General features: G+C 60.4%; 16 protein-coding genes and 1 tRNA gene. 16 read left to right on the forward strand and 1 reads right to left on the reverse strand.

The window, feature by feature from the left end; all coding sequences use genetic code 11:
• Window positions 1-296 precede the first annotated feature (296 nt).
• Window positions 297-3,398: a hypothetical protein gene (locus tag H3V08_RS00780; protein ID WP_198181280.1), complete on the forward strand. Its 3,102-nt coding sequence runs from the start codon at window positions 297-299 to the stop codon at window positions 3,396-3,398.
• Window positions 3,399-3,451: 53 nt separating this feature from the next.
• A complete protein-coding gene (locus tag H3V08_RS00785) occupies window positions 3,452-5,317 on the forward strand; it encodes a SpaA isopeptide-forming pilin-related protein (protein ID WP_198181281.1) in 1,866 nt (621 codons plus the stop codon).
• A 212-nt stretch (window positions 5,318-5,529) separates the two neighbouring features.
• Here the strand turns inward: H3V08_RS00785 and H3V08_RS00790 are convergent.
• Window positions 5,530-5,602: transfer RNA gene (locus H3V08_RS00790), tRNA-Thr, on the reverse strand.
• A 119-nt stretch (window positions 5,603-5,721) separates the two neighbouring features.
• Between H3V08_RS00790 and H3V08_RS00795 the strand changes: the two genes are divergently transcribed.
• The 14 genes from H3V08_RS00795 to H3V08_RS00860 all read left to right on the forward strand — a co-directional run bounded on the left by H3V08_RS00795 (window position 5,722) and on the right by H3V08_RS00860 (window position 22,469).
• Window positions 5,722-6,846: a mannose-1-phosphate guanylyltransferase gene (locus tag H3V08_RS00795; protein WP_198181282.1), complete on the forward strand. Its 1,125-nt coding sequence runs from the start codon at window positions 5,722-5,724 to the stop codon at window positions 6,844-6,846.
• A gap of 191 nt (window positions 6,847-7,037) precedes the next feature.
• On the forward strand, window positions 7,038-8,732 hold the full coding sequence (gene pgi / locus H3V08_RS00800) for a glucose-6-phosphate isomerase (RefSeq protein WP_198181283.1): 1,695 nt from the start codon (window positions 7,038-7,040) through the stop codon (window positions 8,730-8,732).
• 230 nt (window positions 8,733-8,962) lie between these two features.
• Entirely contained in the window at window positions 8,963-9,331 is a 369-nt protein-coding gene (gene rplS / locus H3V08_RS00805; RefSeq protein WP_033491666.1) for a 50S ribosomal protein L19, read from the forward strand.
• Between the two features lie 187 nt (window positions 9,332-9,518).
• The gene (gene lepB / locus H3V08_RS00810; RefSeq protein WP_198181284.1) at window positions 9,519-10,289 is read left to right on the forward strand and encodes a signal peptidase I; all 771 of its coding nucleotides are present in this window, start codon (window positions 9,519-9,521) and stop codon (window positions 10,287-10,289) included.
• Window positions 10,290-10,298: 9 nt separating this feature from the next.
• Window positions 10,299-10,985, forward strand: a complete 687-nt coding sequence (locus H3V08_RS00815; RefSeq protein WP_198181285.1) for a ribonuclease HII — start codon at window positions 10,299-10,301, stop codon at window positions 10,983-10,985.
• Window positions 10,986-11,108: 123 nt separating this feature from the next.
• Window positions 11,109-12,185 (forward strand): LacI family DNA-binding transcriptional regulator, encoded by a 1,077-nt coding sequence (locus H3V08_RS00820; protein WP_198182057.1) that lies wholly within the window; start codon window positions 11,109-11,111, stop codon window positions 12,183-12,185.
• Window positions 12,186-12,324: 139 nt separating this feature from the next.
• A complete protein-coding gene (locus tag H3V08_RS00825) occupies window positions 12,325-13,938 on the forward strand; it encodes a xylulokinase (RefSeq protein WP_198181286.1) in 1,614 nt (537 codons plus the stop codon).
• 56 nt (window positions 13,939-13,994) lie between these two features.
• Window positions 13,995-15,509: an L-arabinose isomerase gene (gene araA / locus H3V08_RS00830; protein ID WP_045921071.1), complete on the forward strand. Its 1,515-nt coding sequence runs from the start codon at window positions 13,995-13,997 to the stop codon at window positions 15,507-15,509.
• Window positions 15,510-15,808: 299 nt separating this feature from the next.
• Window positions 15,809-17,716 (forward strand): SpaH/EbpB family LPXTG-anchored major pilin, encoded by a 1,908-nt coding sequence (locus tag H3V08_RS00835; RefSeq protein WP_198181287.1) that lies wholly within the window; start codon window positions 15,809-15,811, stop codon window positions 17,714-17,716.
• A gap of 221 nt (window positions 17,717-17,937) precedes the next feature.
• Window positions 17,938-18,750 carry a hypothetical protein gene (locus H3V08_RS00840; RefSeq protein ID WP_198181288.1) on the forward strand — a complete coding sequence of 271 codons (813 nt, stop codon included), beginning with the start codon at window positions 17,938-17,940 and terminating at the stop codon, window positions 18,748-18,750.
• Between the two features lie 470 nt (window positions 18,751-19,220).
• Window positions 19,221-20,357 (forward strand): class C sortase, encoded by a 1,137-nt coding sequence (locus H3V08_RS00845; RefSeq protein ID WP_198181289.1) that lies wholly within the window; start codon window positions 19,221-19,223, stop codon window positions 20,355-20,357.
• Window positions 20,347-20,646 carry a hypothetical protein gene (locus H3V08_RS00850; RefSeq protein ID WP_198181290.1) on the forward strand — a complete coding sequence of 100 codons (300 nt, stop codon included), beginning with the start codon at window positions 20,347-20,349 and terminating at the stop codon, window positions 20,644-20,646. Before H3V08_RS00845 ends, H3V08_RS00850 begins: the two co-directional genes overlap by 11 nt.
• A gap of 158 nt (window positions 20,647-20,804) precedes the next feature.
• Entirely contained in the window at window positions 20,805-21,653 is an 849-nt protein-coding gene (locus H3V08_RS00855; RefSeq protein WP_232340028.1) for an aldo/keto reductase, read from the forward strand.
• 42 nt (window positions 21,654-21,695) lie between these two features.
• Window positions 21,696-22,469 carry an HNH endonuclease family protein gene (locus tag H3V08_RS00860; protein ID WP_198181292.1) on the forward strand — a complete coding sequence of 258 codons (774 nt, stop codon included), beginning with the start codon at window positions 21,696-21,698 and terminating at the stop codon, window positions 22,467-22,469.
• Window positions 22,470-22,477: the final 8 nt, after the last annotated feature.

Consider the following 22,477-nt stretch of genomic DNA (forward strand, 5'->3'; position numbering starts at 1 on the left):
AAAAAAAGTCCGACTAATTTCCGGGAAAACAAGAAAAAGTTAGTTATCCATGAATCTCGGCATGTCGGGAACTGGAAAGACCGGGCGCTTCATAGCGCATTTTTATTATCGACACGCCGCCATTTGTAAAAACCGAGAGTCAATCACCGGTCATGTAGCGTCCAATTATGTGGACCGAAGCAACGGGTTCACGCGTTGATCTCTGGTAATCGAGTACCGGGTCCGCCTCGGCGGTATCGGGCCGACCGATCAAGCGATTGGAATGGTCGACGGGAATCAGAGTGAAGGGGGTTGCGATGGGAATCAGCCATTGGAATGGGAATTCGCCAGTACGCAAGCACGGCTTCAAGAGGCTGTCCTCCCTGTTCGCAGTGATTCTGGCGGTTTTCATGGTTCTGCCGCTCTCCCTCCAGTTCACCTCCCAACCCGCCAATGCCGAAACCGTGGACCACAAGCCCAAGCTCTTCCAGATGATGGCCTACAACGACCGTATCGATACGAATAACGACGAACTGCGCTACGACTTCGTACTGCGGCTGGCCCATGGCGATTTCGATCCCTTCTGTGTGCCGAACGGGAGCTACGACGACGGCAGCAAATGCCGGCTCTTTTTCGCATATCAGTACTGGGGCACGACCAGTCCGAGCGACTACGTGTCTGTTCGTTATCTGAACACCATGACGACCGGCAACGTCTCGGGTACGACGGGTGCGGTTCAATGGGCCGCGAATAAGGATCAGTACTTTACGGTCCACAAGGTGATCAACTCGGGCGATTACGACTACCTGGCCATTTCCGTCGAGGCTGATGTCAACTTTGCCGATAACCTCGATCAGCTGAACTCCGTCGGGAATTCGTACACGAGCGACTCCGGATACGCGCCCGGTGGCATCACCCAGGTTGAGCGGGTCTACGCCATTCTGACCAAGACGGCGGGACCTGCCAGTCTGGCCTGCGGCTGGGGTAGTTGGAACGGTGTCGGCGAGTGCGGCAATATGCCCACCGATCAGTTCGACGAAAACGGTGCCGCCAAGTATGGGGCCGCAATCAACAACATCATGTATGGGGTTGACCTCCTGCGTAAACCCGATGGCAGCTACTACACCTATCAGCTCTACCAGCAGAGGTGCGCCAATCCGGGAGACCAAACGACGCACTACTGCAATGGTCCGGTCGCCTTCATCGGTTGGGATGGTTACCCCTTGCTATGGAGTCAGAACCAGGCCAATTGGGGCCTGGTGACCGATTTCGGATTTGATCGGGCCTCCTTCGGATGGAACTGGAACGCCGCCAACAGTATCGGGTTCTACAACGATGGCAAGACGGAATATGCCATTCCGCCGGGTGTGGCTCCGGCCAATTCGTTCTTCGTTTACTGGTACAACTCCGCGAACGATACCGCTTATACAACGCAACAACCCGACGGAACCTGGGCATCGTGGATGTCCATGTCGAACTGCTCCAGGAATGCCAGCTTCTACTACCAATGGCTGGGTTTGAAAAACAACAAGTGGGTTCCGGTTGATTCCCTGACGCCCCATGCGGTCAGGGTGGACCAGAACCCGGTGACCAACGACTCGGGCAATGAGGGGAATTTCTCCATGGCCAGCTCGGCCTTCAACTCCATAACCGCGCTGAGCGGTAATGGTGGCCTTGCGAACCGGCCCAACAGGCTCTTCCTGGATCGTTCCACGTCCCCGGCACAGGGATACACCCTGGATACCGCCGGTGGCAAGGTGACGGTCAATGATGGCTCCATCAACTTCGCCAAGGCCAAGGAGGACCAGGGACTCGACGGGTACTTCAAGCTGGTCACCTGGCCCATCACCACCAACCAACCTGATGCCACCAAGCCGGCGACCGATCCCGCCAATTCGGATGACTCCCTCCTGCAGGGGTGCATGGCCTCCCTGAACACCACCTACAAGGGATCCAATGCCGCTCAGCGCATCCAGCAGGCCAAGGCGGCCCAGAATCCGCTCTACGACCAGCCGGATGGAGCCAAGGGAATCACGGATTCCATGAGCCAGGACCAGATCAACGATGTGATATCCAAGGGTTGGACCATCGACACGGCCTTCTACCGCTATGATGTTCCACGCCCTCAGGATCCGACAATCAACTCGATTGGTGGAAAGGCGATCGGCAAGGACAGCCCGGTTGCCTACTCCTCCACCCTGTCTCCTGTCGTATCCGGTACCTGTACCCCCGGCAACAGGGTCACCCTCTTCGGTGAGGACCCCGCACATCCCATCAAGGATACTGGTACGAATCCCGACCCGGACAACCGTGATACGGCCGGTGTGAATCTGGGGGAGACCATCTGCGGTTCGGACGGTACATGGAGCATCACCGATGCCAACACGGCATATGGCGGTCAGAGTCCGGCCGTGCCGCCCAACGCGGACGGTGGCACCCGTCGTTACCATGCCTGGCAGACCGAGTTGTCGACCAGCTATGACATGACATCCGGGTTCACCAACATCGCCAAGGCTGTCTTCCAGACCAAGCCCGAACAGGCACCGACGGTTGATGCGGTGTCGGTGCCCCACACCAAGCGCGACGAGAGCATAGGAACCACGGCCCTTCCGCAAGGCTCGAAGGTCAAGGTATCCGGCACGGTTTTGCCCGCCTATCTGAAGAATCCCTCTGACAGCCTCTCAAGGGACTCCACACTGACAGTGACCATGGCACCGTCCGGAGGAGCCGGAATCAACCGAGAGTCCACCCTGGCCGTGTCCGCCCAAGGCACTTTCACCACAGGAGGTGCCAAGAGCAGCTCCCCGGCGGTCATGTCCGGCTCAACCCTGACGGTGACCCGTCCGAGTGCCTCCCAGCCATGGAAGTGGTCCCTGACCGTGGAACCGAGCGTCTTCCTGGCAAACATGGATGGATCCGAGTCAAGCCAGACCTTCCAGTTCCAGGCCTTCCTGACCAATCAGGCGGGAACCGCCTCACCGCGCGGAGCCCAGACCTTCCTGGTCGATATGACACCGACCGAGACCACGATCGCCCAGGCCAACTCGCACCTGGTATCCGGCAAGGCCTACATAGCCGGTCATAGGAACATACCCGAACGAGATGCCTCCCTGAAGGTCACCTGGCCGGATGGAAGCACCGCTACTACAACCACCGACGCAAGCGGCTCCTGGAGCGTACGGACTTCAGCCGGTCTTTCCTCGGGGGATGTGCTGGTGACCCTGACCGATACCGCCGGTAACGAGTCTGGCCGTTTCGAAAGGCACATCGGGATTGTGCCCCCTGTGCAACGGCTGCCCTTTACGGGTGGCGGACCCCGCCTGATCCTCCTGATTGTGGCGGCCATAATCCTGGTTCTGACAGCCTGCCTGGCTATCTGGGCCCGGCAAAGACGAGGTTTCGGTCGGCTGTCTTCATGACCGGTCGGACTTCCAGCCAAGAAAAATGTGAAGAGTCAATAAGTAAGGAGAAGATGATGGGTGTACATAGTCAACTTCGTCGGGGGCTTTCCCTGGCGACAGCCGTGGCTGCCCTCCTGGGGGTGTCCCTGGTGGGGGTCGGGTCGGCCAGCGCCGATACCACGGTCGATGTAAGCGCCAACGACGGTCAGATAACGTTGAAGAATGCCGTCGCCGGGCACAAGTACGCGGCGGTCGAGATCGCCACCTACCAGGACGCCACGGTCAACGGTGACAACAAGGTGAGCAACATTTCGATCGCCACCGTCCCGGATCTCGTGGCGGATGCCGAAGCCGCCCTCTCCGCGGTCAACCATGGAGCGACTTCTGATCCGGCCTATGCCAACAACCCTGTAGGCGAGGTGGCCAGCAAGTGGTTGGGCTATGCCTCCCCGGGCAGCGAGGACACGGTATCGAATTCGGGTTCGGCTGCAGATGCCTGGGGCCGTGACGGCAAGCTTCGTCAGTTTGTCACCGCCCTGGCCAAGACGTCGACCTTCACCGCCAAGGTGACGGGATCGACTGCCACGGTTACTCCCGCGGCCGATGGGGATGCCAGCCTGTCGAACCTTCCCGAAGGCCTGTATATCATTTCCGATGTCACTGATGTTCGGGGAAGCGCCAGCACGCGCATCAACTCGATCCCCATGCTGGTGGGTACCACCGTCGGCCCCGAACACATCACCGACTTCGTTGACGGCATGCCTGTGGGAACCATCAACATCAAGGATGATGAAAACAGCATCTCCAAGGAGCTCATCCAGACTGATGCCGACCGCGGTGCCTCGGTCTCGATTGGTGACTACCTCCACTATCGCCTGACCCTGAAGGTTCCTCTGACCACAGGATTCAACCCGGATACCTTCGTGTACAAGGTGACTGATACCCCTGGCAAGGGATTGGACTTCGTTAGCGACGAAGCCCATCCTGTTGTGGTGAAGGCCAGGTCCGGGAGCGATGCCGCGGCAAAGGCCCAGGATGCCGCAAGTTACATAGTCACCCCCGGCACTCCGACCGATGGCGCCACCGGAGTGGAGTTCGATCTGACCAAACTGGTCGTGAACAACGATCCGGCCACCAGGCTGACCTGGAAGGACCCCATCACCATTGATTACTACATGCGAGTCAATGATTCCGCCCAGGCCGGTAAGCTCTCCAATTCGGCAAAGCTGACCTTCTCGAACCAGCCCGGTGGCGGGTCGACCGGAACCATCGTCACGCCCGACACTCCGACCAATGCGGCCTACTTCTACAACTTCAAGATCCGTAAGGTCGCCAAGAGTAATGGTGCGGCTCTGACTGATGCGGAGTTCTCCGTGACCAGGTCGGACGGCATCGCTCCGCTCTGGTTCAACGAGCAGAGTGCAGGCAAGTACATGCTCGCCATGAACCAATCCGCGCCGACATCGGGGCAGACCCAGACGACCGTGCTTAAGACCGACAGTACGGGTACCCTCTCCGTCGATGGTCTCAGCGCAGGCAAGTACAGTGTTGCAGAGACCAGGCAGCCTACTGGTTACTCTTCGGCCTTCAAGCCCACGTTCAATGTTGATATTGTCCTGGAGAAGACCGACAGCAAGCCCGATGCGAGCAAGCCCGTCATCACCAACGAGGCGGATACCTGGGGGCTCGTTGCTGCGACGACCACCAACCAGGCCCAGGTCAGCCAGCCTGTCTATGACAGCAACCACGTCCTGACGTCTCCCTGGTCGCAGGCCTTCCCCAACGCAATCACCATCAACAACGTCAAGTCCGTTTCCCAGCTGCCTCTTACCGGTGGCGCCGGAATCATCCTGGCGGTCCTGATCGCCCTGGTGCTGGCAGGTGCGGCAGGTGTGCTGATTGTTGTAAGGAACCGCACCAACAAGATGCGAGTCTGAGGTGAGCCGGTAAGGTAAGCCGCAGCTTTGCAGGTCCGGTGTCGAAGAGGTGAATGCCTCCTCGGCACCGGACCTTTATGTATACAGGCTTTTCATGGAAAGATGGCCCGGGCTTGGTAGGGGGGGGGGGGGGCGACCCGGTGCGGGCACAAGAGGACATGTGCCGCCAGGAATAGGCGGAAGGGTGTTATTGCCGGATAGGAAGGGAAGAGAGCCACTTGACAGAATCGAACTGTCGACCTTCTCATTACGAGTGAGACGCTCTGCCAACTGAGCTAAAGTGGCCTTTCGCCATCCTCTGTGAGGACAGCGCAATCAATGATACATGATGACCGGGATAAAAACGCCCTCTGACGGTTCGTCATGACGGGTGCGGTGTACAAGCTTATTGACACAATGGGGGTATGGATCTCGACGATTTCTATGCCATCATTCCCGCCGGGGGAGTAGGTACCAGGCTCTGGCCGCTCAGCCGCCAGGCCCGCCCCAAGTTCCTGTATGACCTCCTGGGGTCGGGAAGGACCATGGTCCAGGGTACCTTCGACCGCCTGGCAGGCATCTGCGGGGAGGACCATGTGGTGGTCTCGACCGGGCAGAGGCATGTGGACCAGGTCCGACAGCAGCTTCCCCGGCTCGGCGATGAGGCTGTTTTCGCCGAGCCTGTGCCCAGGGACTCAACAGCGGCCATCGCCCTGGCCTCTGCCGTTCTGTCCCGACGGTACGGGGACCGGATAGTGGTCGGATCCTTTGCGGCCGATCATGTGATTCGCGATGACCGGGCCTTCGGTCGTTCCGTCAGGCAGGCCGTGGCCGCTGCGCGAGCAGGGTATGTGACCACCATTGGCATAGCGGCCTCAAGGCCCTCCACGGCGTTCGGATACATCCACCAGGGGCCTTCCCTGGCCGACGAGATTCCCGATGCCCCTGATGCCCACCTGGTCAGCGAGTTCGTCGAGAAGCCCGATGCATCCACGGCCCAGGCCTACCTATCCACAGGTGAGTACCGCTGGAATGCGGGTATGTTCGTCATGAGGGCCGATGTTGTTCTGGGTTGTCTGAAACGGTACCTGCCCGAACTCCATTCCAGCGTCATGGCCATTGCCGAGGCCTGGGACCAGGGCGCCGATGAGCGTCAGGAGGCCATGGAGCAGTACTGGCCGGGCATTCAGAAGATCGCCTTCGACTATGCCGTGGCCGAGCCCCTCTCGACTGCCGGAGGGGTTGCCATGGTCCCCGGCGGCTTCGACTGGGACGACATCGGCGACTTCAACTCCGTGGCCGGGCTCCTGCCCTCATCGGGTAGGCGCAACATCAAGATTCTCGGCGACTCCGACCAGGTGGTCTCCCTGGACTCAGGCGGCGACATGGTCGTGCCCGACGGGGGGCGCACCATCGCCCTCCTGGGAGTGGACGACATGATTGTCGTCGATACCCCGGATGCCCTCCTGGTGGCACCCAGGGCCAGAAGTCAGGAGGTCAAGGACATGGTGGGGAAGCTCTCCCAGTACGGGCGGGACGACGTTCTCTGAGGGCCGCCCAGAGCTGGGTGCCCCGTATCCACAACCGCCGATTCACCACCGGACCACCTGGGTGATTGGCGGTTTTTGTTGTCTTCTGTCCGCTTTTGTGAGTAGCTTGGTAGGAGACCCAAGCCTGGGTGTGGTGCCGGCGGAAATCGGTTCCCATGTCGGGCATGACGTCACGAAAGGACCTATAGAACATGGCCATCAATCCTCCAGTAGATGCGACGCAGACCAAGGCCTGGGCGGCCTTGCAGGATCACTTCCAGTCCTTGCAGGACGAAGGCATCGACCTGCGCGCCTGGTTCGCGAACGACCCCCAGCGCACAGAGAAGCTGAGTTTCGAGGCCGGGGACCTCCACTTCGATCTTTCCAAGAACCTGATCCAGCCCGAGACCCTCTCCCTCCTGGCCCAGCTGGGCAGGGAGGTCAAGCTCGACGAACGCATCGAGAGCATGTTCAAGGGCGAGCACATCAACAACACCGAGGACCGAGCCGTTCTCCACACCGCCCTGCGCATGCCCGAGGAGGACCGGGGCAGCCTGGTCGTCGACGGCCAGGATGTGGTCGGCGACGTGCGCGACACCCTGAAGCGGATCTATGCCCTCGCGGACCAGGTTCGCTCTGGTGAGTGGACCGGTGTGTCCGGCAAGAGGATCACCACCGTGGTCAACATCGGCATCGGTGGTTCCGACCTGGGGCCGGTCATGGCCTATGAGGCCCTGAAGCCCTACGCCGACGCTGGCATCTCCGCCCGCTACGTCTCCAACATCGACCCCAATGACCTGGCCGAGAAGACCCGCGACCTGGATCCGGAGACCACCCTCTTCATCATCGTCTCCAAGACCTTCACCACCCTTGAGACCCTGACCAATGCCCGCCAGGCCCGTTCCTGGCTCCTGGACCACCTCAAGGCCCAGGGTGCCGTCGATGGTTCCGACGCCCAGTCGGCCGAAGCCATCCGCAAGCACTTCATCGCCGTCTCCACGGCTCTTGACAAGGTAGAGGACTTCGGCATCGATCCGACCAACGCCTTCGGCTTCTGGAACTGGGTCGGTGGCCGTTATTCGGTCGACTCCGCCGTGGGCACCTCCCTGGCCATCACCATCGGACCTGAGCGGTTCGAGGAGTTCCTGGCCGGGTTCAACACCATCGATCGCTACTTCCGCGACACCCCCCTGGAGGAGAACGTCGTGGCCCTGATGGGTCTGCTCAATGTCTGGTATGTGAACTTCTTCGGGGCCCACTCCCACGCGGTGCTGCCTTACGACCAGTACCTGCACCGCTTCCCGGCCTATCTGCAGCAGCTGACCATGGAGTCCAACGGAAAGTCCGTCCGCTGGGACGGCACCCCCGTCACCTCAATGACCGGCGAGATCTTCTGGGGCGAGCCGGGCACCAATGGCCAGCACGCCTTCTACCAGCTGATTCATCAGGGCACCAGGCTGATTCCGGCCGACTTCATCGCCTTTGCCAATACCCCCAACCCGGCCAAGGATGAGGACCAGGATGTCCACGAGCTCTTCCTGGCCAACTACTTCGCCCAGACCAAGGCCCTGGCCTTCGGCAAGACCGCCGATGAGGTCCGCGCGGAGGGTACTGATGAGTCCATCGTGCCGGCACGTGTCTTCACCGGGAACAGGCCCACCACCTCCATTCTCGGTGATGACCTGACCCCGCGCTCCCTGGGTGAGCTGATCGCCCTCTACGAGCACATCACCCTGACCGAGGGGACCGTCTGGGGCGTTGACTCCTTCGACCAGTGGGGCGTTGAGCTCGGCAAGAAGCTGGCCAAGGAAATCACCCCGGCCATCTCCCAGGACGACCAGGCCCTGGCCGCCCAGGACCAGTCCACCCGCTCCCTGATCGAGTTCTACAGGGCCCACCGCCACTGATTCACCCGGTAGGGGCCAAAGGGTCCCGACCTGGTGTATCATTGAACAGTTGCAATGCCGGAGGGGGAGTTGCCGCATAGGCTCCCCCTCCTTCTGGGTCCAGCCGGTCAAGACCGGCGGATCGGCATCCCCCGACGGCAGACCGTTGGGTTGAGAAACGGCTCCCTGCCGCGGAACGTGGGGGAGAGCCCGGAACATGGGTCGGTGTGCGGCGGCCATGGAGGAACAGCATGAACGCCATTCAGGAATTTGATGCCAGCCACATGAAGCCCGCGGAGGAGATCCCGGACTTCCGCCCCGGCGATACCGTCGAGGTCAATGTGAACATCAAGGAAGGCAACAACACCCGTATCCAGGCCTTCACCGGCGTGGTGATCGCCCGTCAGGGTGCAGGTGTGCGCGAGACCATCATGGTCCGCAAGGTCAGCTTCGGTGTGGGTGTGGAGCGTCGCTTCCCCCTGCACTCCCCGCAGATCGATTCCATCAAGGTCCTGCGTCGTGGTCGTGTCCGTCGCGCCAAGCTCTACTACCTGCGTAACCTGCACGGCAAGGCCGCACGTATCGTTGAGCGTCGCGACAACAAGGCCGAGACCAAGTAGTTTCATCCTTGCCGACCCGGAGGCCATTCAGGTCCCCGGGTCTTTCTTTTCCCGACTAGAGTGTGCAGTGGAGACCCTTCCTTGTGGGTGGTGCGGCAGGTGGGGGCAGGCGGTATCGGGCCGGATTTCAGATGCCTCAAGCAGAAGGAGCGAGCATGTTGGTTCTCCCCAGTCAGGTGGTATCAGGATGAACGCGGAACCCAGGCACGGGTCCAAGGTGCCCTTCGGAACCTCGGTCCGCGATATCGCCACCAGCTTCGGTGATCGCGACCCCTTACCGGAAGATGATCCCGCACCATATGAGCGCCCAGCATCGGGAGAGGAGCCAGGGTCCTCCAATGAGGTCAAAGCCCTGATTCAGGTTGTGGTCGACATCGTATCGGTGCTGGCTGTTGTGGCCTTTTGCAGACTCTTCGTCATGGCCCCCTTCGTCATTCCCTCCGGTTCCATGGAGAACACGCTGGGCATCAATGACCGAATCCTGACCACCAACGGCATCACCAGGGGTATGGCCAAGCCCCGCAGGGGGGATGTCATCGTCTTCACCGACCCCGGCAACTGGCTGGACAACTCTTCGCAGGTCGGGCAGAAGAGCGATTACCTGGTCAAGCGACTGATCGGCATGCCAGGCGATACGGTGGCCTGCAAGGGGAGCGGGTACCCGGTAACGGTCAACGGGGTGGCCCTGGATGAGCATTCCTATCTTCGCCCGGGTGTCCAGCCGAGTGGTTTCCCCTTCGAGGTCACGGTCAAGGCGGACCATGTCTTCGTCATGGGCGATAACCGCTCCAACTCGGCCGATTCCCGCTATCATCTCGATGATTCCAACGGTGGTCAAGTGCCCATGGAGAACATCAAGGGGACTGCCATGGTGACCTACTTCCCCTTCGGCAGCTGGAAATTCCTGAACAATCGGCATTCCGTCTTCGACGCGGTTCCCGACAGGCAACCCAGGTAGGGACGGCGGATGCATCCCATACCCACCCTGGCCCTTGAGTCGGAACTTGCGGCAGGGGGAGCAGACTTCGTTTTTGGGCTGGATGAGGTGGGGCGTGGCGCCTTGGCCGGCCCGGTCATGGTCGGTGTCGTGGCCTTGAAATCCGCGGATCTTCCCAGATTGAAGGTGCCTGCCGGGGTGGCTGATTCGAAGATGCTGACCGCCGCCCGTCGGGAGGCCATCCATCTTGATCTTGAGAACTGGGCCGAGGCCTGGGCCGTCGGGTCCTGTTCGAATCATGAAGTCGACGAGTGGGGCATCACGCATGCCCTGGGCATCGCCGCCCTACGCGCCCTGGCCGATGTCGAAGCGCGGCTTGACCTGGGGCCGGACTCCTCCCCGGCGGCCATTCTGGACGGTACCAGCGACTTTATAACCAAGGCCGCCGACAGCTTTGACGCCCCGCCCCTACCCCTCCTGCCGACCGTCACCATGAAGGTCAAGGGTGATGTATCCTGCGCCACGGTGGCAAGTGCGGCCGTCATCGCCAAGGTGACCAGGGACCGGCTCATGGTTCGCCTGGCCCAGGAGCGGGCCGACCTGGCCCCCTACCACTGGGAGAAGAACAAGGGGTACGGTTCCGCCGAGCACATTGAAGCCATCAGGCAGCATGGCCCCTCCGACCTCCACCGTGTCAGTTGGCACCTGACGGGGTGACTCAGGTCTCAGTCGGTGATCCTCCCCTCTCCGGGCTATGATCGGAGCAGTCGGTACGGGTTTCGGGAAGAAGGGTATATGCCTCCAGGCAGCAGGGAGCGGCGTCGTTCCGGCCGCCCGTCCATGGTTGAAGTGGCCCGGTTGGCCGGAGTCTCCCATCAGACCGTTTCGCGGGTCATCAACAAGTCCAAGGACGTTTCCGAGCCGACCCGCCTCAAGGTGGAAGCGGCCATACGGCAGCTGGGGTACCGGCCCAGCAACTCGGCCAGGGCCCTGGCCTCCAGCCACAGCAGGACCATAGGCCTGGTGGCGGGTGGGGTCAGTCTCTATGGTCCTGTTTCCACCATCACCGCCATCGAGACGGTCGCGCGCTCGCATGGGCTCTTCATGTCGGTCATGATGGTCGACGAAGCCACCTGCACCCAGCAGGGATTCCAGGAACTGTGCGGGACCTTTCTGGAGCAGAACGTCGATGCCTTCATCTTCATCACGCCCACCGACACCATGTTCCAGGCGGCCTGCCAGGTGAATGTGACCCAGCCCAGGGTCATCGTCACCTCCACCCACGGAGGTATGGGCATCGAGGAGGCCCTGAGTCATAATCTCGGCTCCGACCGGGTGGCCTTGACGGGAATCGACCAGTGGGGGGCCATCCAGCAGGTGGTCAGGCAGCTGGTGCAACTGGGGCACCGTCGGGTGCTCTACATGGCCGGACCTCCTGAATGGCGTGACGCCTCGACCCGTCTGGCCTCTTGGTGGAAGGCCTGTGCACGATATCACGTCAAGACAGCCGTGGTTCACGCGCGCAGCTGGGAATCCGCGGAGTCGTACACCCTGATGAACCACCTGATCGACGAACGGGGTATGTCCGGGCGGTCCATGCCGACCGCAGTGGTCACCGCCAATGACAATCAGGCCGTGGGTGTGGCCAGGTCCCTTCAGGAGCACGGCATCCGTATTCCGCAGGACGTGAGTCTGGCCGGATTCGATGACATCCCCACTGTCGATAACCTGAATCCGCCCCTCTCGACCGTACGTCCCCGATTCGAAGAGCTGGGAACGGCGACCATGCGCCAGCTCCTGGCCATGCTGCACCAGGGCAGGCCGGTCGATTTTCCGGTCACCAGGCACGGTGTGGGCCTCATCCAGGCTGATGTGGTACCCCGCAGATCCCTGGGCCGGGCCGTCCGGCGTTCCTGACGACGCCTGACATCACCACGCTTGCCGGAAAAGGCGATCGCTACTATGCTGTTCACTAGGAAATGTGAGCGTTAACAGTCCTTGTTTTCAGACTGCGATGAGTCTGAAGGACCAGGGGCGGCCAGCAAAGGAGCGGACCATGGAAGCGAACACCGACCGGCACTTCGCTGAGGAAATCGAGGCCGGGAGGACCTCCCTGGGTATCGAGCTGGGCTCGACCAGAATCAAGGCCATACTGATCGACCAGGATTACCACACCCTGGCCGATGGCGATTTTGCCTGGGAGAATCAGCTCAAGGACGGCCTGTGGACCTACTCCCTGGAGCAGGTCTGGGAAGGACTTCAAGGTGCCTATGCCGCCCTGGCCTCCCAAGTCAGGGAACGCTACGGTGTGCCGCTGACCCGTATCGGAGCCATGGGATTTTCGGCCATGATGCACGGGTACCTGGCCTTCGATAAGGACGATCGGCTCCTGGTGCCCTTCCGCACCTGGAGGAACACCAACACCGGTCAGGCCCATGAGAGCCTTTCCTGGACATTCCAGGTCAACATCCCCGAGCGCTGGTCCATAGCCCACCTGTACCAGGCCGTTCTCGACCAGGAGGAGCACGTGCCCGAGGTGGCCTTCATCACCACCCTGGCCGGCTATGTGCACTGGCAGCTTTCGGGGCGCAAGGTCCTTGGCATAGGTGACGCCTCGGGTATGTTCCCCATCGACTCGAACAATCACCGCTTTGACCAGGCCATGCTCGACACCTTCGACAGCCTGCCTGAGGTTGCCTCCCAGCCCTGGTCCATACGCGACCTCCTGCCCAGCCCCCTGGTGGCGGGGGAGGAAGCGGGGTCTCTGACCGAAGCGGGTGCCCGGCTGCTGGACCCGACGGGTACCCTGGCACCCGGCTCGGTCATGGCCCCTCCCGAAGGAGACGCCGGCACCGGCATGGTGGCCACCAACTCCGTGCGGCCCAGGACGGGCAACGTCTCGGCCGGCACCTCGATTTTCGCCATGGTGGTTCTGGAGCGCCGGTTGGAACACCTGCACCCTGAAGTCGATCCGGTAGCCACCCCGGCCGGCGATCCTGCAGGCATGAGCCACGCCAACAACTTCACCTCCGACCTGAACGCCTGGGTGGGGCTCTTCCGCGACTTCGCCCAGGCCGGAGGAATGCGGATGAGCGATGACGAGCTGTACGGAACCCTCTTCAACCTGGCCCTTCAGGGCGACAAGGACGCCGGTGGCCTCATCAACTACTGCTTCTATTCCGGCGAGTTCCTGGCCGGTCTGGAAGAGGGGCGTCCGGTTTTCGCCAGGGGTCCCGAAAGTCATATGAACCTTGCCAATTTCATGCGGGCGCAGCTCTTCTCGGCCTTCTCCCCGGTAACGATCGGTATGGATGTGATGACCCGGCAGGAGGGGGTGCAGGTGGACTCCCTGGTTGGGCATGGCGGTATCTTCGCCACTCCCAAGGTGGCGCAGAAGATTTTGGCTGCGGCTTTCGATACCCCCATCCGGGTCATGTCGACTGCAGCGGAAGGAGGGGCCTGGGGGATGGCTGTTCTGGCCGACTACCTGACCCACTCCGACCAGACCCTGGCCGACTACCTGGATTCACAGGTCTTCGCCGACGTCGAATCGCGGGTGGAGAATCCCGACCCGGCGGATGTCAAAGGGTTCCGCACCTTCTTCGAACGTTTCTCCAGGTCCCTGCCCATCGAGCAGGCGGCAGTCAGGAGCATCCCTCTGGAGGGATGACCCATGACTCCATATATATACGTGACCATAATCAGCAATAGCAATAAGGAGCAACCATGGCAATGACAGATCCATTCCAGGGTAAGGAACTCTGGTTCGCAGTTGGTTCCCAGGACCTCTATGGTGAGGATACGCTGCGGCAGGTGGCCGTGCAGGCCGCCGACATAGCGCAGACCCTGAACGATTCCGGCAGAATTCCGGTCAGGTTGGTTCTCAAGCCGACCCTGAAGGACTCGGACTCCATCAGGAATTTCATGGTTGACGCCTCCTCCGACCCGGCCTGCATCGGCATTGTGGCCTGGATGCACACCTTCAGCCCTGCCAAGATGTGGATCCGTGGTCTGGAGCAGTTGAGGAAGCCCCTTCTCCAGCTGAATACGCAGCACCATGTCGAAATCCCCTGGGAGACCATCGACATGGACTTCATGAACCTGAATCAGTCGGCCCACGGTGACCGCGAGTTCGGGTACATCCTTACCCGTCTGGGCATTCCCCGCAAGATTGTCGTGGGGCACTACACCGATCCCGAGGTGGCGGAGCGAATCGGGACCTGGGCCCGGGCCTGCGCCGGCTGGGATGCCGCCAATTCCATGAAGGTCTGCCGGTGGGGCGACAACATGCGCGATGTGGCCGTGACCGAAGGCGACAAGACCGAGGCCGAACGCGTTTTCGGGGTCTCCGTCAACACCTGGCCGGTCAATGAGCTGGTGGCCCATGTGGAGGCCGTCAAGGATGACCAGGTTAAGGATCTGATCGAAGATTACAAGCGCAGCTATGATGTGGCCCCCGAACTCCTCGATTCCCGGTACGACTCCCTGGTGGTGGCCGCCCGGGAGGAGGCGGGTATGCGCAACATGCTCCAGGAGGTCGGGGCTACGGCGGCCGTCGACAACTTCCAGGACCTGGGTGCCCTGCACCAACTCCCCGGGGTCGGCGCCCAGCGGCTGATGGCCGACGGGTACGGATTCTCGGCAGAGGGGGATTGGAAGACCTCGGTTCTGGTCCGCATCGGCAACGTCATGGGGTATGGCCTCAAGGGTGGCTGCTCCCTGATGGAGGACTACTCCTATAACTTCGTGCCTGGCCAAGAGGAGATCATGGGTGCCCACATGCTGGAGGTATCGCCCACCCTCCTGACCGAGGGCAGGCCCCGTCTGGAGATTCATCCGCTCTCCATCGGAGACCGGGAGGATCCCGTCCGTCTGGTCTTCACCGCCACCCCCTGCAAGGATGCGGTTGTGGTCTCCCTATCCGACGTGCGGGAGCGCTTCCGTCTGGTCATGAACGTGGTGGATGTGGTCGAGCCCGGTGGCTCCCTGTCCAAGCTTCCCGTGGCCCGCGCCATCTGGAAGCCCCGGCCCTCCCTGAAGGTATCGGCCGAATGCTGGCTGCGAGCCGGTGCCGCCCATCACACCTGCATGACCACCACAGTTGGTCGTGAGGCTTGGGAGGACTTCGCCCGCATGGCCGGCGTGGAACTGGCTTCCATCGATGAGGACACCACGGCCGAGCGGTTTGGCAAGGACCTGGAACTCTCCGAGATGGTGCATCGTCTCGATAACCGGCAATAAATTGTTTCTTTCGGATTTCGCCCTTATTCACCGTGTGCTTGCCGCTTGGATCTGCGGTCCGATAGTGGCAGTACAAGGAGAATGAGGGCGTTCTGCAAGTGCAGAGACATGTGACATACATTGCATCTATCCGTTTGCAAAGGTTGAGGCCGTGCACTAAGCTTCGATAGTGGTATTGGGTCATGTTTCGCGACGGCTCACTCGGAAGGGTTTTCCGGCTGGGGAATGGAATATGCCGGATAGGCCGCAGTGTTGTTGCGCACCGCTCCGTACCATCGCAAAATAGAAGGGATGCATGCATGCATACAGTAAAATCAAATGAAAGGCGAGGGCTGTCCAAGGTTCTCGGTCTGGCGGTGGCTGGTGCCACTCTGCTGGCCGGGCTGGTTGCCCTTCCCGTGACTCAGGCTTCGGCTTTTGAGCCTGCGGACGACTTCGTCGAGGGTACTCTTGACGCAAACAAGACCCCCCAGCTGACAGTCACGAAGTACCTGTCGGGCTCCAAGGGATCCGGGGCCACCGGCTCGATTATGGACAGGCCCGCCGCCGGCGTTGGTACTCCTGCAAAGGACATCGTCTTCAACGTTCGTGAGGTCGTCCCTGCGACCGGTAAGACCGTCGCTGACATCAACCCCACCGATGCCTCAACGTTCACTAATGCCAGCAGCGGTTTCTACGCAGCTGGTATAACCAACGGACAGGGTGTCATCGACTCCTGGTTCACGGCGGACGCCAGCGGTGCGCCCACCAGCACTCCCGTGACCTTCGCCTCCGGTCAGCACTACTATGTGATGACCGAGAATACGGCTGTTTCTCCGGGCTTCAATGCAGCCAAGTACACTGAGTCCGCTCCTTCGTTCTTCGGACTGCCTTACAGGACCACCGATAACAGCACTCCGGCTAAGAGTGGTTACATCTATCACCTGCATGTCTTCCCGAAGAACGTCAGCAAGGGCGGTCTGACCAAGACTGTCACTGGGATCAAGAGGGGACAGAACCCAGTCTCCATTGCCCAGGCCGGCGATGTCATCTCCTACAAGGTCGAGCATAAGATCTACAACGAGAGCACTCCTGCCTATAAGGACCAGAAGCTGGATATCGCTGAGGTGAAAGGGCAGTTCGAGGATCTGCGTATAGCGGATCGAATGAGTACTTCTCTGAAGATGGATGCCACCAACATTCATGCTTCCATCACCGCTCCTTCGCGGTCAGCTGTCGGCCTGGACAAGGATACCGATTACAAGGTTGTCTCTAGTACGGCCAAGCCCGCCCGTCTTGGGAATAACGGTACGTTCTTTGCGAACGAGCAGGATGGTAAGGCTACCTATACCACCTTCAGCTTCTTCGGAAACAAGACCAGACTGCAGCAGGCTGTTGCAAGCATGCAGGACGCCCAAGGTAATGTCCCCACTGAGCTGACTGTTGAAATCACCTACGATGCCACGGTGACCGCTGATGGTGATTCCACCGGTGATGGTGGTGTCGCCAACAAGGTCGAGTCCGATTTCATCGATGACAATAATGGCAAGGGTCCTGATACTCCTCCTAGCGATGGCACCATCACCCCCTCCGGCTCCGTTGCTTTCGGTAAGGTGCAGAAGGACGGAAGCCCGACTCAGCTCAAGGCTCTGGAAGGCGCCGTCTTCCGCCTGGCTGATCCCGCCAACCCCACCTCCTACCTCGCCACTGATGGGGCTTTCCACCCCACCACTGATACTGGTGTGACCTTCTTCTCCGCGACCTCCTCTCCGGCAGGTCTGGTGGCTTTCACCGGTCTTCCGATTCTGGACTCGAGCAACAAGGGTATCGCCGCCAACTGGACCGTTGTCGAGGTTACGGCCCCCAACGGCTTCAACACGGCTCCGAATCCCTTCTCTCAGGTGACCTTCGGCCCGAACGTCGCAGGTAAGACCGAGCAGCAGATCGTAGATTACTATGGTTCGAACCCGATCGAGCCTGACTACGATCAGCTGAGCTTCGCTACCTACGCTGCGGATAGCAATGCAAGCATTGCCAACGAGATCAAGTTCAATGGTAAGTCTGTGGCGAAGAAGATGATGAACTACACCAAGGATGATACGGATGCCCCGATTGGCCTCCCGCTGACCGGTGGTCGCGGCATCATCCTGCTGCTGGTTGTTGGTGTCGCCATCATGGGTGGCGCCCTCTACCTGCGCAGCCGTCGCAACGCAGCCCGTACTGCCTGAGCTGCTGTGACTGATTGGTTGAGTTAGTCTGAACCAATCACAACGGCGGGTGGTTCCTATGTGGACCACCCGCCGTTCTTGTTATGGGGTGTTATGATATCCTATAGAAGACATGTATCTTGTGTTAGTGATATGTCGGAGAAGGGGATGTCACACCGGTAGGTGCTGACCTCCGACGTGGATGACCACCTTGAAGGATGGTTCTCTTGAAGGGATGTTGTATGAAGGCTAGTTCCTTACGGGCGGGGAAGACAAAACGGGTCCTGCTCTGGTTGGTTGTCTCCGTTGTTTCTTGCGGACTCATGCTTGCCGGTGGATTGACTCAAGCAGCCGCAAGCACTGCGGATCCCACTCTTACGCTCACCCTTCTCGAAACACAGAATAATGCGGATTCCATCCTGCCGGGAAGCAACAATCCTCCTGCAGGCCCCGGGTACATCTACAAGGCAGTGAAGCTGGACAGGGGCAAGATCAACCTGGCGGCCGCAGACCTTGCCTCGTCGCCGGAGACTCTTCAGAAGAACCTGACCTCTGCCGTCATTGCAGACCCTGCCTCGTTCAAGGATTCTTCGAATACAGAGTTCTACGGTGTATCCGATGCCAATGGTGTCATAACCACATCTTCGACGACTCAGTCTGTAGGCATCTGGCTGGAAGGCGCACATCTTGATGTCAACTCTGCGACCCTTTCCGGTGGAACGGCGGCGCAGCTGGGAGGGACGGAAGAGGAACCGACCTATTGGATGGTCAGCCTGGTTGCTGCCCCCCATGGGGTTACCGTTCGGACGGACCCCTGCGTTGTGCAGTTGCCCACCCTGGTTCCGGGAGGTTCCCCGACTTTCCAAGTAGACGTCTATCCCAAGCTGGATATCAGCAAGTCGGATGTCGTTCCGGGGAGCGCCGTCTCGATACAGCACCTGTCAAAAACCGGATCCTCCTTGATTCTTCCCCTCATTCTGCTGGCCGTCTTCCTTGTCCTGGGAGTTGTCGTCCTGGTCATGGCGGTGAAGAAGCGTCACGATACGATTGTTTGAGTTCTGTTCGTATGGCTGTCTCTGAGCGGCCATGCAACCTTGGAAGCCGATGACACCGAGTGTGTTGTCGGCTTTCTCCGTACTAAGTGTGACTGTCGCCCGCCCCGTCACGGGTCTCTTCCACTCCCACGGTCTGGTTGTGTTCCGAGGAGACCATGAGAGCCATGCCTCTATACAAGAGGTCGGTCGCGTCGATGGTGTGACACCAGGCAAGAAGGTTGTGCCGGAAGACGGGTAAGGTAAGAACGTAGTGACTCTCTTGACATGGACCCCCGGGGATTAACAGTCATGGACTGAAGGTGATCGGGGACCTTAACGGGGTCGGTGTTGTGTACCGGGCATTCGGGCACTGGGGATACAGCGGTTGCTTGTCGTTACGGTTCCGCTGTTCCTGGTCCCATGGTTGGTCCGGCTGCGGTCGAGAGGCGTATACGGAGGTTGAAAAGGATGATGGATACAAGGGGGCGGCGATGACCAAGCCGGTGAGGGAGACCGACCAGAAGGTTGCACCGGATCGGCGCTCTTCGACGGGGGCCGGTAAGGCCAAGCACCGGGTCAAATCCGACCGCAGGTTCGGCTTCATCGAAGTGGTGGTCTTCCTGATTGGACTGGCATTGTTCCTGTACCCCTTGGCGGCGGCCTACTTCAACTATGCGGAAACCACCCAGGCCGTCGATGAGTACGAGAACATCGTCAATCAGCTCACCCCGCAGCAGCGGCAGAAAATGTGGCAGGATGCCAAGCAGTATGATGATGACCTCGGCAAGCCGACCCTGCGAGATCCTTTCCGGTACAAGGAGATTCAGGAGCCCCTCGGGAGGTATTCCAAGATTCTCAACGTTGATGGGAAGGGGATGATGGCCTACGTCGACATCCCCAAGATCAATGTGAAGCTCCCCATTCGCCACGGAACAACCGACGAAGTGCTCAGGGACAGCATAGGTCATATCGCCACCACCCACGTTCCCACGGACAACAGCACGATCCACTCCGTGATTACCGGGCACACGGGCGAAGTGGGGCATATCCTCTTCGACAACCTGACCCAGATGAAGAAGGGGGACGTTTTCCAGATTCGCGTTCTGGACAAGCGCATGAGCTATCAGGTGGACCAGATCAAGGTGATTCTGCCCACCGAGGTCGATGACCTCCAGCCTGTGGCGGGCTCGAACTACGTCACCATGCTGACCTGCACCCCTTACGGAATCAACTCCCACCGCCTGCTCATCCGTGGCCGGTTCATCGGAGAGAATGTCCCCGCCACCAAGCCTCAGGGGGCTCCCAACTACATGCTCTGGATACTCCTGTTGCTCATGATCCTGTGTCTGCTGGCCTGGTACTACCTGTCCAGGCGCCGCAAAGAGTGCAAACAACATATTGCGAACCTGGACAAGGTCGAAGCGGGCGGCGGGCAGGATTCCCCCGTTACGGGAGTGTATGGTGCCGACGACGATGGCAGCGCTGGCGAGCCTGACGGCTCCTTAGGGGATGATGGCTCATTGATGGACAGTGATCCTCCTGATGGCGACAGTGGAGGCTGGCGACCAGACCTTCCAGGGGTGGAACAGGGCTATGCAAGGAGTCAGGAGGTACATCATGACGGATGAGCAATCGGTGACCGGCATGGACCGGCTCGATGACCATGACCAGGAACTTGGACACAACCGTAATTCCCGGGGTAGGGGGCGACTGCCGCCAGCGGAGCGACGACGTGCACTGGTCCGCAAGAGGCGCACCTATACCTTTCTGATGTGGGTGCTGGCGCTGCTTGCCCTCTTTTTCGCCTGGGCCACCTTCGGCATGATGATGCGAATCGGCTTCCTGCCGGTATTCGACCTGGGGTACTCCTGGTTCGATTCCCATATCCTTTACTTCTTCGGCGTCGCCGCCCGCTGACCGGGTCGGCGGCGTAAGGAGATGCCCCGCAGAGCAGGTGGAGGGACATTTGACCACAGAATGCCTCATGGCAGGTTACGGCCCCTGCTGGTCCTAGAATGAGGTTGACCTCCTGCGAAGCAGGAGTTGGGACCCTTGCAGGGACAGAGGAGCAGATCATGGCCGCAGTACCGGATATCGAACTTGCCGACGGGCGCAGGATTCCCCAGATTGGGTTGGGCGTGCTCAGGATTGCGGATGACCAGACCGGTCAGGTTGTGGAGTCAGCCCTTTCCCTGGGGTATCGGCACATCGACACCGCTGCCGGGTATCAGAACGAGGCAGGCGTGGGCAGGGGCCTCAAGGCGGCGGGATATGACACCGGAAGTCGCCGGGAATCCATCTGGCTGACCACCAAGCTCCGGGATTCCGAGCAGGGCTATGATTCGGCCCTGCGGGCTTTCGATCGGCAGTTGGGTCTCCTTGGAACCGATTATGTCGACATGTACATGATTCATTGGCCCACACCCTTTGACTGGCGTGCGGCCGAGACCTGGAAGGCCTTCCAGGAATTGCGGCAACAGCAGAGGGTCCGGACCCTGGGCGTCTGCAACTTCCTGGAGGAGGATCTGGAAAGGCTCCACAGGGAGACAGGGGAGTACCCCGCCGTCAACCAGATCGAGCTGCACCCCACCTGGCAGCAGCGGGATCTGGTGGCCTTCTGCCGCTCCAGGAAGATTGCCGTGGAGGCATATTCCCCCCTCGCGCGGGGAGCGGATCTGAGCGCTGGTCAGGGAGTGATAGACCGCATAGCAGAGGAAAAAGGGTGCTCACCGGCCCAGGTTGTGTTGCGGTGGCACATCGAGAACGGGACCATCATCATACCCAAGTCCGTCCATGCCGAGCGGCAGAAGGAGAATCTGGACCTGTACGGATTCTCCCTGACCGAGCAGGAGCGTGCTGCAATCGATGCCCTGGACGGGCCGGTTCGGGCCGGTCACGACCCGAGGACCTACTCATACGCCTGATGGTCGGGAAGCGCTCGTAACCAAGGGGAGGTAGGCATACAGATGGCCCGTCGGTTCGCCGGAAGATACAGGGGTCGGAGAAGGGCTGCCGGCAGTGCCAGGTTCAGGTCCACGTCGGCCTTGGAGCGGGTTCTTGTCCTCCTGGTCATAGTCGCGATGATCGGAGTGACCATCGGTCTGGTCCTTCCCAGGGTGGATGGGACGATCGGGGTGATGACCGGGAGGTACCAGGCAACCGGCGATGCCGCCCAGACCCTGGAAGGACTCCGGGTCCAGGACCGTCCCAGGCCGGGCCGTCAATACCGCCGGGACTCATTCGGTTTCAAACAGACCGATATTGATGGCAATGGGTGCAATATCCGCGAGGATGTGCTGACCAGGGATCTGCGCCAGGTGCGCCATACCACTCCCGGAGGGTGCAAGGTGTCTTCCGGCATCCTGGATGACCCCTATACCGGCAAGACCATCACCTTCATCAGGGGTGAGAGGACCAGTGCCGATGTTCAAATCGACCATGTGGTGGCCTTGGAAAATGCCTGGAAGTCGGGGGCTGATACCTGGGATACGGCCAGACGGTACCGTTTCGGGAACGACCCCTACAATCTTCTGGCCGTAGACGGACCAGCCAACCAGGAAAAGGGAAGTGCCTCCGCGGACTATTGGCTTCCGCCCCGTACAGACTATCGGTGCGCCTATGTGGCTCGGCAGATCGGCGTCAAGGACAAGTACGGCCTGAGCGTCACCTCAGCCGAAAAGCAGGCCATGATGGGCGTTCTGCATGGTTGCCCCGGCCAGCCCCTGCCGTCGGATGAGTGAGGGGCTGA

This window comes from Bifidobacterium sp. M0307, assembly GCF_016100445.1.
GTDB lineage: Bacteria > Actinomycetota > Actinomycetes > Actinomycetales > Bifidobacteriaceae > Bombiscardovia > Bombiscardovia coryneformis.

Coding starts and splice junctions, on each gene's coding strand:
- H3V08_RS00780 (WP_198181280.1), top strand. CDS start 297: ATGGGAATCAGCCATTGGAATGGGAATTCGCCAGTACGCAAGCACGGC.
- H3V08_RS00785 (WP_198181281.1), top strand. CDS start 3,452: ATGATGGGTGTACATAGTCAACTTCGTCGGGGGCTTTCCCTGGCGACA.
- H3V08_RS00795 (WP_198181282.1), top strand. CDS start 5,722: ATGGATCTCGACGATTTCTATGCCATCATTCCCGCCGGGGGAGTAGGT.
- pgi (WP_198181283.1), top strand. CDS start 7,038: ATGGCCATCAATCCTCCAGTAGATGCGACGCAGACCAAGGCCTGGGCG.
- rplS (WP_033491666.1), top strand. CDS start 8,963: ATGAACGCCATTCAGGAATTTGATGCCAGCCACATGAAGCCCGCGGAG.
- lepB (WP_198181284.1), top strand. CDS start 9,519: ATGAACGCGGAACCCAGGCACGGGTCCAAGGTGCCCTTCGGAACCTCG.
- H3V08_RS00815 (WP_198181285.1), top strand. CDS start 10,299: ATGCATCCCATACCCACCCTGGCCCTTGAGTCGGAACTTGCGGCAGGG.
- H3V08_RS00820 (WP_198182057.1), top strand. CDS start 11,109: ATGGTTGAAGTGGCCCGGTTGGCCGGAGTCTCCCATCAGACCGTTTCG.
- H3V08_RS00825 (WP_198181286.1), top strand. CDS start 12,325: ATGGAAGCGAACACCGACCGGCACTTCGCTGAGGAAATCGAGGCCGGG.
- araA (WP_045921071.1), top strand. CDS start 13,995: ATGGCAATGACAGATCCATTCCAGGGTAAGGAACTCTGGTTCGCAGTT.
- H3V08_RS00835 (WP_198181287.1), top strand. CDS start 15,809: ATGCATACAGTAAAATCAAATGAAAGGCGAGGGCTGTCCAAGGTTCTC.
- H3V08_RS00840 (WP_198181288.1), top strand. CDS start 17,938: ATGAAGGCTAGTTCCTTACGGGCGGGGAAGACAAAACGGGTCCTGCTC.
- H3V08_RS00845 (WP_198181289.1), top strand. CDS start 19,221: ATGACCAAGCCGGTGAGGGAGACCGACCAGAAGGTTGCACCGGATCGG.
- H3V08_RS00850 (WP_198181290.1), top strand. CDS start 20,347: ATGACGGATGAGCAATCGGTGACCGGCATGGACCGGCTCGATGACCAT.
- H3V08_RS00855 (WP_232340028.1), top strand. CDS start 20,805: ATGGCCGCAGTACCGGATATCGAACTTGCCGACGGGCGCAGGATTCCC.
- H3V08_RS00860 (WP_198181292.1), top strand. CDS start 21,696: ATGGCCCGTCGGTTCGCCGGAAGATACAGGGGTCGGAGAAGGGCTGCC.